The 11,641-nt window shown below is 68.1% G+C and carries 12 protein-coding genes; 11 read left to right on the top strand and 1 reads right to left on the bottom strand.

Annotated features, from left to right (window positions below; genetic code table 11):
- Positions 1–6 precede the first annotated feature (6 nt).
- The 9 genes from narH (at position 7) to WJU27_RS12000 (ending at position 7,611) form a co-directional block, all read left to right on the top strand.
- A complete protein-coding gene (gene narH, locus WJU27_RS11960) occupies positions 7–1,530 on the top strand; it encodes a nitrate reductase subunit beta (RefSeq protein ID WP_020163505.1) in 1,524 nt (507 codons plus the stop codon).
- A gap of 163 nt (positions 1,531–1,693) precedes the next feature.
- Positions 1,694–2,380 (top strand): nitrate reductase molybdenum cofactor assembly chaperone, encoded by a 687-nt coding sequence (narJ, locus tag WJU27_RS11965; RefSeq protein WP_341422258.1) that lies wholly within the window; start codon positions 1,694–1,696, stop codon positions 2,378–2,380.
- Positions 2,377–3,114 carry a respiratory nitrate reductase subunit gamma gene (narI, locus tag WJU27_RS11970; protein ID WP_341422259.1) on the top strand — a complete coding sequence of 246 codons (738 nt, stop codon included), beginning with the start codon at positions 2,377–2,379 and terminating at the stop codon, positions 3,112–3,114. The genes narJ and narI overlap by 4 nt, the downstream gene beginning before the upstream one ends.
- A 65-nt stretch (positions 3,115–3,179) precedes the next feature.
- A complete protein-coding gene (locus WJU27_RS11975; RefSeq protein WP_341422260.1) occupies positions 3,180–3,962 on the top strand; it encodes a peptidylprolyl isomerase in 783 nt (260 codons plus the stop codon).
- A 106-nt stretch (positions 3,963–4,068) separates the two neighbouring features.
- Entirely contained in the window at positions 4,069–5,106 is a 1,038-nt protein-coding gene (ubiU, locus tag WJU27_RS11980) for a ubiquinone anaerobic biosynthesis protein UbiU (RefSeq protein WP_341422261.1), read from the top strand.
- A 4-nt stretch (positions 5,107–5,110) separates the two neighbouring features.
- Entirely contained in the window at positions 5,111–6,052 is a 942-nt protein-coding gene (locus WJU27_RS11985; RefSeq protein WP_341422262.1) for a U32 family peptidase, read from the top strand.
- Complete coding sequence (gene ubiT, locus WJU27_RS11990; protein ID WP_341422263.1) at positions 6,049–6,486, top strand: ubiquinone anaerobic biosynthesis accessory factor UbiT; 438 nt, start codon at positions 6,049–6,051, stop codon at positions 6,484–6,486. Before WJU27_RS11985 ends, ubiT begins: the two co-directional genes overlap by 4 nt.
- Before the next feature lie 16 nt (positions 6,487–6,502).
- Complete coding sequence (locus WJU27_RS11995) at positions 6,503–7,198, top strand: carbonic anhydrase (RefSeq protein ID WP_341422264.1); 696 nt, start codon at positions 6,503–6,505, stop codon at positions 7,196–7,198.
- Positions 7,199–7,212: 14 nt separating this feature from the next.
- Entirely contained in the window at positions 7,213–7,611 is a 399-nt protein-coding gene (locus WJU27_RS12000; RefSeq protein WP_296809101.1) for a hypothetical protein, read from the top strand.
- 21 nt (positions 7,612–7,632) lie between these two features.
- On the opposite strand, the gene WJU27_RS12005 is transcribed toward WJU27_RS12000, so the two are convergent.
- Positions 7,633–9,717, bottom strand: a complete 2,085-nt coding sequence (locus tag WJU27_RS12005) for a catalase (RefSeq protein WP_341422265.1) — start codon at positions 9,715–9,717, stop codon at positions 7,633–7,635.
- Between the two features lie 363 nt (positions 9,718–10,080).
- Here WJU27_RS12005 and WJU27_RS12010 point away from each other — a divergent pair, with 363 nt between their 5' ends.
- Complete coding sequence (locus WJU27_RS12010) at positions 10,081–10,239, top strand: DUF3309 family protein (protein ID WP_296809097.1); 159 nt, start codon at positions 10,081–10,083, stop codon at positions 10,237–10,239.
- Between the two features lie 74 nt (positions 10,240–10,313).
- Positions 10,314–11,627 (top strand): PQQ-dependent sugar dehydrogenase, encoded by a 1,314-nt coding sequence (locus WJU27_RS12015; protein ID WP_341422440.1) that lies wholly within the window; start codon positions 10,314–10,316, stop codon positions 11,625–11,627.
- Positions 11,628–11,641: the final 14 nt, after the last annotated feature.

Here is an 11,641-nt window from a genome sequence, read left to right on the forward strand (position 1 = left end):
CATGACATGAAAATACGCGCTCAAATCGGCATGGTGCTCAACCTCGACAAGTGCATCGGTTGCCACACCTGCTCGGTCACCTGCAAGAACGTGTGGACCAGCCGCCCCGGCATGGAATACGCGTGGTTCAACAACGTCGAAACCAAGCCCGGCATCGGTTACCCGAAGGAATGGGAGAACCAGGACAAGTGGCAGGGTGGCTGGATGCGCAAGAGCGACGGCTCGATCGCGCCGCGCCAGGGCGGCAAGTGGCAGCTGCTGATGAAGATCTTCGCCAACCCGCACCTGCCGGAAATCGACGACTACTACGAGCCCTTCACCTTCGACTACGACCACCTGCAGTCGGCGCCCGAAATGAAGGCGGCGCCGACGGCGCGCCCGCGCAGCCTGATCACCGGTCAGCGCATGGAAAAGATCGAATGGGGTCCGAACTGGGAAGAGATTCTCGGCGGCGAATTCTCGAAGCGCTCGAAGGACAAGAACTTCGACGAGGTGCAGAAGGACATCTACGGCCAGTTCGAGAACACCTTCATGATGTACCTGCCGCGTCTGTGCGAGCACTGCCTGAACCCGGCCTGCGTCGCCAGCTGCCCGTCCGGCTCGATCTACAAGCGCGAAGAGGATGGCATCGTGCTGATCGACCAGGACAAGTGCCGCGGCTGGCGCATGTGCGTATCCGGCTGTCCGTACAAGAAGATCTACTACAACTGGCAGTCGGGCAAGGCCGAGAAGTGCATCTTCTGCTATCCGCGCATCGAAGCCGGCCAGCCCACCGTGTGTTCCGAAACCTGCGTCGGCCGCATCCGCTACCTCGGCGTGCTGCTGTATGACGCCGACCGCATCCAGGAAGCGGCGTCGGTCGAACAGGACCGCGACCTCTACCAGGCCCAGCTCGACATCTTCCTCGATCCGAACGATCCGAAGGTGATCGAACAGGCACGTGCCGACGGCATCCCGGATTCGTGGATGGAAGCCGCCCGCCGCAGCCCGGTCTACAAGATGGCGGTGGAGTGGAAGGTGGCGCTGCCGCTGCACCCGGAATACCGCACGCTGCCCATGGTGTGGTACGTGCCGCCGCTGTCGCCGATCACCGCCGCCGCCAACGCCGGTCAGGTGGGCGTCAATGGCGAGATCCCGGACGTGAACCAGCTGCGCATCCCGGTAAAGTATCTCGCCAACCTGCTCACCGCTGGCGACACGCAACCGGTCGTGCGCGCACTCGAACGCATGCTGGCGATGCGCGCCTACCAGCGCGAGAAGCACGTCGATGGTCGCATCAACACGGCCGCGCTGAGCCAGGTCGGCATGAGCCAGGCCGCGGTCGAGGACATGTACCACGTGATGGCGATCGCCAACTACGAAGACCGCTTCGTCATCCCGAGCACGCACCGCGAATACGCCGAGAACGCCTTCGACGTGCGCGGCGGCTGCGGCTTCTCCTTCGGCAACGGCTGCTCGGAAGGCAGTTCCGATACCAGCCTGTTCGGTGGATCGAAGCGCCGGACGATTCCCATCAAGGCGGTGGTCTGAATGTGTGCCCCCACGCTCACTGCGTTCGCTGCCCCCCGAGGGGGCTGCGCTCGCCCTTGGGGCGGCCCGGCGGGCGGCGCGTTCGCATCTGCAGGCGCCAATTGTCCTCCGCGTGGCGGACTGTGCACATGCCCGCCACAACTCGTTCATGAGGATCCTCTCAATGTTTAGTCCACCGAAGATGACCCACACGCTGCGCGCCTGCGCGCTGCTGATCGGCTACCCCGACGCCAGCCTGCGTGGACTGCTGCCGTCGATCGCCACCGCACTGCACGACGAGGCTGCGCTGTCGGCGGGCCGTCTGGCGGAACTGGAGGCGCTGATCGAAGCGCTGCAGCAACAGGCCCCGCTGGACACCGAAGCCGCCTACGTCGAACTGTTCGACCGTGGTCGCTCGACTTCGCTGCACCTGTTCGAACATGTGCATGGCGATTCGCGCGACCGCGGCCCGGCGATGATCGATCTGGCGCAGACCTACGAGAAGGCCGGCCTCTTCCTGTCGCCGGGCGAACTGCCGGACTACCTGCCGGTGGTGCTCGAATTCGCCTCGACCCAGCCACCGAAGGAGGCGCGCGCCTTCCTCGGCGAAATGACGCACATCCTGAATGCGTTGTTCACGGCACTGGTCAAGCGCGAAAGCCGTTACGCCAGCGTGGTCGGCGCGCTGATCGAACTGGCCGGCGAACGTGCCCATGCGGTGAAGATCCAGCCGGACGAAGCACTCGACGACAGCTGGGCCGAACCGCTCGCCTTCGACGGCTGCTCCTCGCACGGCCAGGCCAAGCCGGGCGCCGCGCAACCCATACACCTTGTCCGCAAGTCCTCCGCCACTCAAGGAGTACAACCATGACTTCCTGGCTCGACAACCTGCTGTTCGGTTACTACCCCTACATCTGCCTCGCCGTGTTCTTCATCGGCAGCCTGCTGCGCTTCGACCGCGACCAGTACACGTGGAAGAGCGACTCGTCGCAGCTGCTGCGCCGCGGCCAGCTCAGGCTGGGCAGCAACCTGTTCCACATTGGCGTGCTCTTCCTGTTCTTCGGTCACTTCTTCGGCATGCTGACGCCGCACTTCGTCTATGAGCACTTCATCGGCGCCGGCGCCAAGCAGCTGGTCGCCATGGTGACCGGCGGCATCGCAGGCACCCTCGGCTTCATCGGCCTGACGCTGCTGCTGCACCGCCGGCTGACCGAGCCGCGCATCCGCGCCACCTCGAAAACCAGCGACATCGTCATCGCCGTGCTGCTGTGGGTGCAACTGCTGCTCGGTCTGGCCACCATTCCGCTGTCGGCACAGCACCTGGACGGCAGCATGATGCTGCTGCTCGCCGAGTGGGCGCAGCGCATCGTCACCTTCCGCGCCGGCGCGCCGGAACTGCTGGCCGACGCCGGCTGGGTGTTCAAGGCCCACATGTTCCTCGGCATGACCATCTTCCTGGTGTTCCCATTCACCCGACTGGTGCACGTATGGAGTGGCTTCGCCTCGGTGCTCTATGTGTTCCGCCCCTACCAGGTGGTGCGCGCGCGCCGGCTCAACCTGCCGGCCGGACACAATCAGCCGCGCCAGCCGGGCGCCGGTGTCTGAGATGATGTGAAGGATGCGTCGCGGCTGCGCGGCGCATCCATTCATAAAAGGATCGAGGAGACACCATGCAGTCCACGCAAGACAGCCGCGGCATCGCCCGCGTCAACGGCATCGCGATCAACGGTGCGGACGAGGAGGTTACGCCGGACGAACTGCGCAACCGCGCGTGCACCGAGCTGCTGCGCCAGGCCGCGCAGCAGGCCGGCCTGCTGCCGGCCAGCGACGAACAGTCGGCCGATGGCCTGATTTCGGAAGAGGCCGCCACCGCCATCGACACACTGATCGGCCAGGCGGTCCAGGTGCCGGAGCCGTCCGAGGACGCCTGCCGCCGTCACTACAGCGCCCATCTCGGCCGCTACACCGTGGGCCAGCGTGCGCGCATGCGCCACATCCTGTTCGCGGTGACGCCGGGCGTCGACGTCAATGCGCTGCGTGGTCGCGCCGAGGCAGTGCTGATCGACGTGCGTGCGCACGCCGACGGCGAAGACCCCTTCCCCGACGCCGCCCGGCAGAACTCGAACTGCCCGAGCAGCGAACGTGGCGGTGACCTCGGCTGGCTGGCGCCGGAGGAAGTGGTGCCGGAATTCGCCCGCGCCATCTTCGGCCAGCACGACATCGGCGTGCTGCCGCGTCTGGTGCATAGCCGCTTCGGCTTTCACGTGATCGACGTGCAGGAGCGCGAAGCCGGCACCGTGCAGCCCTTCGAGGAAGTACGCGGCACCGTCGCCGCCTCGCTGCGCCAGCAGAGTTTCGCCACCGCGCTGCGCCAGTACGTCGCGCTGCTGGCCGGCCAGGCCGTGCTCGAAGGCGTGGACATGGACATCGCCGACACGCCGCTGGTGCAATGACGTCAATCGCGCACGGCGCCGTGTGACACCGGTCTGACCCGGATCAACACGGCGCCGCGCACGATGCCCACACTGGGCGGCGCCCGCAGTTCCGGACCTATCCGACATGCAAACATCCCGCACCGCCCACGCAACGCCCCCCCGAAAACCCGCCCTGGTCTGCCCGGCCGGCTCGCTGCGCGCGCTGACGCTGGCCATCGATGCCGGCGCCGACGCCGTCTACATGGGCCTGAAGGACGCCACCAACGCGCGCAACTTCGCCGGTCTGAACTTCGACCTCGCGCAGGCGCGCGACGGCATCGCCTACGCCCGCAGCCGCGGTCGCGAAGTGCTGATGGCGCTCAATACCTTCGCCGACGCCCGTGCGCCCGAGCGCTGGTTCGCCGCGGTCGATGCCGCCGCCGGACTGGGCATAGACGCGCTGATCTGCGCCGACACCGCGGTGCTGGCCTATGCGCGCGATCACCATCCCGATCTGCGTCTGCACCTGTCGGTGCAGGCTTCGGCCACCACCTGGGAAGCGATCGAGTTCTACCGCGAGCGCTACGGCATCCGCCGCGCCGTGCTGCCGCGCGTGCTCACGCTGCCGCAGGTCGAACAGGTGTGCCGCAACAGCGCGGCCGAGATCGAGGTGTTCGGCTTCGGCAGTCTGTGCGTCATGGTCGAGGGCCGCTGCGCGCTGTCCTCCTATGCGACGGGCCAGTCGCCGAACACCGCCGGCGTCTGCTCGCCGCCATCGGCGGTACGCTGGGAGGACGGCGCCAGCGGCGTGTCCGCCCGTCTCAATGGCGTGCTGATCGACCGCTACGCGCCGGACGAGCCGCGCGGCTATCCGACGCTGTGCAAGGGTCGCTTCGAGGTCGACGGCGCACGCGATTACGCGCTGGAGGAGCCGACCAGCCTGAACACGCTGGCGCTGCTGCCGCAGCTGATGGACATGGGCATCGCCGCGATCAAGATCGAGGGGCGCCAGCGCAGCCCGGCCTATGTCGAACAGGTCACCCGCGTCTGGCGCGCCGCCATCGACGACTGCGCCGCGCAGCCGGCGCGCTTCGGCGTGCAGCCGCAATGGACCGCCGCGCTCGGCCGCTGGGCCGAAGGCCAGCAGCACACGCTGGGCGCCTACGACCGGCCGTGGCGGTGACCCCATGAACACACCCATGAACACCCGCATCGCCCTGACCGTCGGCCCGGTGCTGTACTACTGGCCGCGCCGAACGCTGCTCGACTTCTACGCCGAAGTCGCCGAGTCACCCGCCGACACCGTGGTGCTCGGCGAAGTCGTGTGCAGCCGCCGCCACGAAATGAAGGCTGAGGACTGGCTCGCCCTCGCGCGCGATCTCGCCGCCTGCGGCAAGGAAGTCGTGCTGGCCAGCCAGGCACTGCTCGAATCGGCCGCCGACCTGCGCGCGCTGCACCGCTGGGCCGACCAGACCGAATTCCTGGTCGAAGCCGGCGACGCCTCGGCGCTGCGCGCACTGGCTGGCCGGCCCTTCGTGCTCGGCCCGCACATCAACGTCTACAGCCAGCCGGCACTGCGCGAGCACGCGGCGCTCGGCGCGACACGCTGGGTCGCACCGGTCGAACTCGCGCTGGACGCGCTGGCGCTGATCAACCCGCCGGCCGCACCCGTGATCGGCGGACCGACGAACGACACGCCGGTCACCACCGAGGTGTTCGCCTTCGGCCGCCTGCCGCTGGCTTTCTCGGCACGCTGTTTCACCGCGCGCCATTTCCATCTCAGCAAGGATCAGTGCGCGTTCCGCTGCATCGAACACCCGGACGGCCTGCTGCTCGACACCACCGAAGGTCAGCCCTTCCTCGCCTTGAACGGTATACAGACGCAGTCGGCGGCGCAGCACTGCCTGATCGCCGACGCCCCGGCACTGCGCGCGGCCGGTGTCACCCGCGCGCGGCTGTCGCCCACGTCGCGCGACTTCGCCACCGTGGTCGACCTGTTCGACCGCACCTGGAACGGCCCGGCCGACGCCGCGGAAGCCGCCTCGGCGCTCGCGGCGCTGAGCCTGCCCGGCGGTCTGGTCAATGGTTACGCCCACCGCCGCCCCGGACTGGAAAGGATGCCCGCATGAGTCCCTCGCTCCCGATCAGGCTGCCCGCGCTGCCGCCGCCACCCGCCGCACTGCGCACGCTGATCGCCCGCCTGCCGATACAGCCGCCGTCGCTGCTGCTTGCCGCCGCGCTGAACCGCGTGCTGCGTCCGCGCCTGCCGGCTGACGCGGCGCTCGAACTCGCCGACCACACGGTCGAGATCGAGGTGCGCGATTTCGGCCTGCGTTGCCGCCTCGCGCTGCGCGACGGCCGCTTCCGCAGCGCGCCCGACCACGGCCCGGTCGCGCTGCGCATCGCCGCTGACAGCGCCAGCTATCTGCGCCTGCTGCGCGGCGACGACGACGCCGACCGCCTGTTCTTCGAACGCGCGCTGGTGATGGAGGGCGACACCGAGTACGGCCTGCTGCTGAAGAACACGCTGGACGCCATCGGTCCGCTGCTGCGCCCCATCTGATCCGGAGGTCATCGCCATGCCCGACGAACTGCTCGCCCGCCTGCGCCGCTTCCACGACCACACCTTTCCCGGCGTGCAGGACCAGTTCCAGCACCTGGTGCGCGACGGCCAGCACCCGACCATCCTGTTCATCGGCTGTTCCGACTCGCGCCTGGTGCCCTATCTGCTGACCGGCACCGGCCCGGGCGAGCTGTTCATCGTGCGCAACGTCGGCGCCTTCGTGCCGCCCTATGACGGCGCCACCCGGCGCGGCGAACTGGCCGGATTCCACGGCACGGCTGCAGCGATCGAGTACGCGGTGCTCAACCTGAAGGTCGCCCACATCGTCGTCTGCGGCCACAGTCACTGCGGTGGCGTGCGTGCGCTTTACGAAGGCGTCGGGCCGGACGCGCCCAACCTGAACGCCTGGCTCGACCTCGGGCGCGAGGCGGTGCTGCCGGTGCAGCTCACCGACGAGGCGCTGCGCCGCACCGAACAGCGCGCCGTCGTGCTGCAGCTCGAACGGCTGATGGACTATCCGATGGTGCGCCGGCAGGTCGACGCCGGTCAGCTCGCGCTGCACGGCTGGCACTACGTAATCGAGGACGGCGAGGTGCACGTGTTCGATGTGCATGTCGGCGCCTTCGTGCCGGCATCGAGTGCCGAGCACAGCGGCACCGGTCCCTTCCTGCCCTTCGCGGGCGACGACATCAGCCCGGTGGATGCGTGGTGAGTCATACTCGCGCCATGCCCACGCATGACCTGCCCCACGACTTCGCGCCAAGCAACCGCCGCGATTTTCCCGGCCGCCGCTGGCTGCTGGTCGCGCTGCGCTCGCTGCACCTGGTGGGCGTCGTACTGGTGGGCAGCGCACTGCTGACCGGCCACGACGAGTACCGCCGGGGTGCTGCCGCGCTGATGCTGGCAACCGGCCTCGGCCTCTACGGCATAGAGGTATGGAGCAAGCCGCGCCACGCGGTCGAACTGGCCGGGCTGTTCATTCCGCTCAAACTGCTCGGCGTTGCCGCGATGATCGTGCTGCCCCAGTTCGCCGCCGGCCTGTTCTGGCTGCTGCTGATCGCGTCATCGGTCGTGTCGCACGCACCTGCGCACTTCCGCCACCTGCGGGCCGGGCGCGATCACTGAACGACGCCCGCATGCTGCGCCTCAGGCCAGCATGCGCACCTGCGCCTCGCGCGCCCACTGCCGCGTACCGGCCGCCGCGACGAAGGCCGACGGATCGTCGGCCGCGACCACGCCCGCGTCGGGCTGAAGGCCGCCCGCGCGGAACAGCACCTCCCCGCCCGCGTCGAGCGCCAGCGCCTTCAGATGACCGAAGGCGTCGCGCACGAAATCGATGGCAGCCGACTCTTTCAGCAGCGTCGCAGCCCCCTCTTCCGACAGCAGCACGGCCACCGCGTCGAACAGCACCGACGGTGCGCCGGCAAGCTGCATGTCCGCCGCCTGCATCGCGCCATCCGACATGCGGGCGCCACCGACCTTCGGCGCAACGATCTTCACCCGCGCACCGGCCTGGGTCAGGGCGACCTCGAGCACGTCGACGGTGACGCGGTCCGAACCGTCGGCGACCAGTATTCCGACCACCCGGCCGGCGAGCGTCGGCGGTGTCTTGCCTATGGTGCGCAGCGGCGGCGACGGCGGCAGGTCCTGCACCGGCCGCGCCGGCAACGGGGCGTCCGGCAGCGTATCGAGGGCAAGGCCTTGCGCCACGCGCTGCGCCAGCGCCTCGTCGATATTGCGCAGATGACCGGTCATCGCCTGCCGCACGTGCACGTGTTCCACCTTGGACAGTTCGAACACCAGCGCCGACGCGATGTGTGCCTGTTCGTATTCCGTCTGGCTGCGCCAGAACTGCCGGGCCTGGCTGTAGTGGTCGGCAAAGCTCGCGGGACGGACGCGCCCCTTGGCGCCTTCCTCGGCGACCGCCGCGCTGCGAAAGCCGTCCGGCGTCTCGCGCGCCGGCGGCGGTGTCAGTGAGCTGGGCTCGTAGGCGACGCGCCCCTTCGGCTGCAGCATCTGCATGTGGCCGTCGCGCTGCTGATTGGCGAACGGGCACTTCGGCGCATTGACCGGAATCTGCTGGAAGTTGGGCGAGCCGAGCCGCAGCAGCTGGGTGTCGAGATAGGAAAACAGCCGCCCCTGCAGCAGCGGATCGTTCGAGAAGTCGATGCCGGGCACGATGTTCGCCGGACAGAAGGCGACCTGTTCGGTTTCGGCGAAGAAATTGTCGGGCCAGCGGTCGAGCACCAGGCGGCCGATCACCTGCAGCGGCACCCACTCTTCCGGTATCAGCTTGGTGGCATCGAGGTGGTCGAACGGAAAATCGGCAGCCTGTTCCTCGGTGAACAGCTGCACCGCCAGCTCCCATTCCGGGAAGTCGCCGATGCTGATGGCCTCGAACAGGTCGCGCCGGTGATAGTCCGGGTCGGCGCCGGCGATCTTCACGGTTTCGTCCCACACCGTCGATTGCAGGCCCAGCTTGGGTCGCCAGTGAAACTTCACGAAGGTCGACTCGCCGTCGGCGTTGAGCAGCCGGAAGCTGTGGATGCCGAAGCCCTCGATCATGCGCAGCGAGCGCGGCAGCGTGCGGTCGGACATGATCCACATCACCATGTGCATGGATTCCGGCGTCAGCGAGATGTAGTCCCAGAAGGTGTCGTGCGCAGTCGCTGCCTGCGGGAAGCCACGGTCGGGCTCCATCTTCACGGCATGCACCAGATCGGGAAATTTCATCGCGTCCTGGATGAAGAACACCGGGATGTTGTTCGACACCAGATCCCAGTTGCCCTGAGGCGTGTAGAACTTGACGGCGAACCCACGCACGTCGCGCGGTGTGTCGATCGACCCGGCGCCACCCGCCACCGTCGAGAAGCGGCAGAAAGCGGGCGTTCGCACGCCGACCTCGGTCAGCACCTGCGCCGTCGTGTACTCGCCGAGCGAGCGTGTCAGCTCGAAGTAGCCGTGGGCGGCCGAGCCGCGAGCATGCACGATGCGTTCGGGAATACGCTCGTGATCGAAATGCGTGATCTTCTCGCGGAGGACGAAATCCTCCAGCAGCGTCGGCCCGTGTGCGTGCGCGCGCAGCGAATTCTGGTTGTCGGAGACGGGCGCACCCTGGTTGGTGGTCAGTGCCGGCTGATCGCCCTGCGCCGTCTGGTGAAGTTCTCCGCCGGCTGCGTGCCCGTCCGCGTTCGCGTCTGCGCCATCCATCTTCCTTGCCTGCCTGCTCATGTGCGATGCCCTCCGTGTTGATCGTTCGATGTGGTCCGCCGGCCGCGGCCGTCGCGTGGCCATCACGTCCCGTCACGTCTGCTCCCTGACGAAGGGGTCGTGAGGCGCGAAGAGGAGGACGTGTTGCAAGCGAGGTGCCCGCCGCCACCGCACCAGGCGCGGGCCGGCAGCCCGCATTCCGGGTAAATCCGGGCAATCCGCTTGAAGAATGTGCGCGGCCGACAGGCTGCGACGGGCCTCGGCCGCCGTCGGGACGGGAACAGCGATTGCTGCGACAGCGCGCCTGCACAGGAACGAGCGGGCACCGGATCCGGCCGGTCTCCGGACCTCTCATCCCGCAAACACGAAAGCGAGGAAACCAACATGAGCCTTGGAACCATACTTCTGATCATCCTGATCCTGGCCCTGATCGGCGTTCTTCCGACCTGGCCGCACAGCCGCGCCTGGGGCTACGGACCGGTGGGCGGCGTCGGCCTGGTCGTCGTCATCCTCGTCGTTCTTCTGCTGATGGGGCGGATATGACGGACCTGCCCACCTTTCGTCCTGCACTGCGCGGGCGGGTCAGCAGCGCGTCGGCCGGCGCCGTCCTGCTGCTGATGCTGGGCGGCTGCGGCGACGTGGCCGAGCTGCCGGTTTCGGCCGGCAGCGGTCCGCAACCTCAGCTGCCCCCACCCCGTTCGACGCTGCTGCCGACCATGCACATCGCCCCCGCCAAGGGCTGGCCGGAAGGCGGCGCGCCGGCGCCGGCGACCGGCACCCGGGTGACCGCCTTCGCGCGCGACCTCGACCACCCGCGCTGGCTGCTCGTGCTGCCGAACGGCGACGTGCTGGTGGCGGAAACGAATGCACCGGAGCGACCGGACGACCGCAAGGGCATCAAGGGCTGGGTGACCAAGATGGTGATGAAGCGGGCCGGCGCCGGCGTGCCCAGCGCCAACCGCATCACGCTGCTGCGCGACACCGACGGCGACGGCACGGCCGACGTGCGTTCGGTCCTGCTGCAAGGCCTGAACTCGCCCTTCGGCATGGCGCTGATCAAGGATCAGCTTTACGTGGCGAACACGGACGCGCTGATCCGCTTCCCTTACCAGACCGGCACACAGGAGATCACCGAGCCCGGCAAGATGGTCACCGACCTTCCGGGCGGGACGCTGAACCATCACTGGACGAAGAACGTGATCGCCAGCCCGGACGGCAGCAAGCTCTACGTTACCGTCGGCTCGAACAGCAACGTGGCCGAGAACGGCATCGAGGCCGAGGAAGGTCGCGCCGCCATCTGGGAAGTCGATGTCGCCAGCGGCGACAAGCGTCTGTTCGCGACCGGCCTCAGAAACCCCAACGGCATGGCCTGGGACGGCGCGGGACGCACCTTGTGGACGGTGGTCAACGAGCGCGACGAGATCGGCAGCGACCTCGTTCCCGACTACCTCACCTCGGTGGAGGATGGCGCCTTCTACGGCTGGCCCTACAGCTACTACGGTCAGCACGTGGACCGGCGCGTCGAGCCGCAGAAGCCGGAACTGGTTGCCACGTCGCGCGTGCCCGACTACGCCCTGGGCCCACACACCGCCTCGCTCGGCCTTGCCTGGTCGGCCGGCAATTCACTGGACAGCGCGTTCGCGCAGGGCATGTTCATCGGTCAGCACGGTTCGTGGAACCGCAAGCCGCACAGCGGCTACAAGGTGATCTTCGTGCCGTTCGAAGGCGACCGTCCGGCAGGCGAGCCGATCGACGTACTCACCGGCTTCCTGAGCGGCGACGGCAACGCCTACGGGCGACCGGTCGGCGTGGCCATCGACCGCAAGGGCGGCCTGCTGGTGGCCGACGACGTCGGCAATACGATATGGCGCGTCAGCGCTGCGGACGACGCGAGCGGCTCACCGGCGCCCGCCTCTCCGGCCGGCAACTGAACACCTTGTCGAAC

Source organism: Methyloversatilis sp. NSM2 (genome assembly GCF_038066675.1).
Lineage (GTDB): Bacteria > Pseudomonadota > Gammaproteobacteria > Burkholderiales > Rhodocyclaceae > Methyloversatilis > Methyloversatilis discipulorum_A.

Excerpts from the sequence above, each read along its gene's own strand:
- WJU27_RS12010 (WP_296809097.1), top strand. The coding sequence starts at position 10,081 with ATGAGCCTTGGAACCATACTTCTGATCATCCTGATCCTGGCCCTGATC.
- WJU27_RS11975 (WP_341422260.1), top strand. The coding sequence starts at position 3,180 with ATGCAGTCCACGCAAGACAGCCGCGGCATCGCCCGCGTCAACGGCATC.
- WJU27_RS11995 (WP_341422264.1), top strand. The coding sequence starts at position 6,503 with ATGCCCGACGAACTGCTCGCCCGCCTGCGCCGCTTCCACGACCACACC.
- WJU27_RS12015 (WP_341422440.1), top strand. The coding sequence starts at position 10,314 with ATGCTGGGCGGCTGCGGCGACGTGGCCGAGCTGCCGGTTTCGGCCGGC.
- ubiU (WP_341422261.1), top strand. The coding sequence starts at position 4,069 with ATGCAAACATCCCGCACCGCCCACGCAACGCCCCCCCGAAAACCCGCC.
- WJU27_RS12005 (WP_341422265.1), bottom strand. The coding sequence starts at position 9,717 with ATGAGCAGGCAGGCAAGGAAGATGGATGGCGCAGACGCGAACGCGGAC.
- narI (WP_341422259.1), top strand. The coding sequence starts at position 2,377 with ATGACTTCCTGGCTCGACAACCTGCTGTTCGGTTACTACCCCTACATC.
- narH (WP_020163505.1), top strand. The coding sequence starts at position 7 with ATGAAAATACGCGCTCAAATCGGCATGGTGCTCAACCTCGACAAGTGC.
- ubiT (WP_341422263.1), top strand. The coding sequence starts at position 6,049 with ATGAGTCCCTCGCTCCCGATCAGGCTGCCCGCGCTGCCGCCGCCACCC.
- narJ (WP_341422258.1), top strand. The coding sequence starts at position 1,694 with ATGTTTAGTCCACCGAAGATGACCCACACGCTGCGCGCCTGCGCGCTG.
- WJU27_RS11985 (WP_341422262.1), top strand. The coding sequence starts at position 5,111 with ATGAACACACCCATGAACACCCGCATCGCCCTGACCGTCGGCCCGGTG.
- WJU27_RS12000 (WP_296809101.1), top strand. The coding sequence starts at position 7,213 with ATGCCCACGCATGACCTGCCCCACGACTTCGCGCCAAGCAACCGCCGC.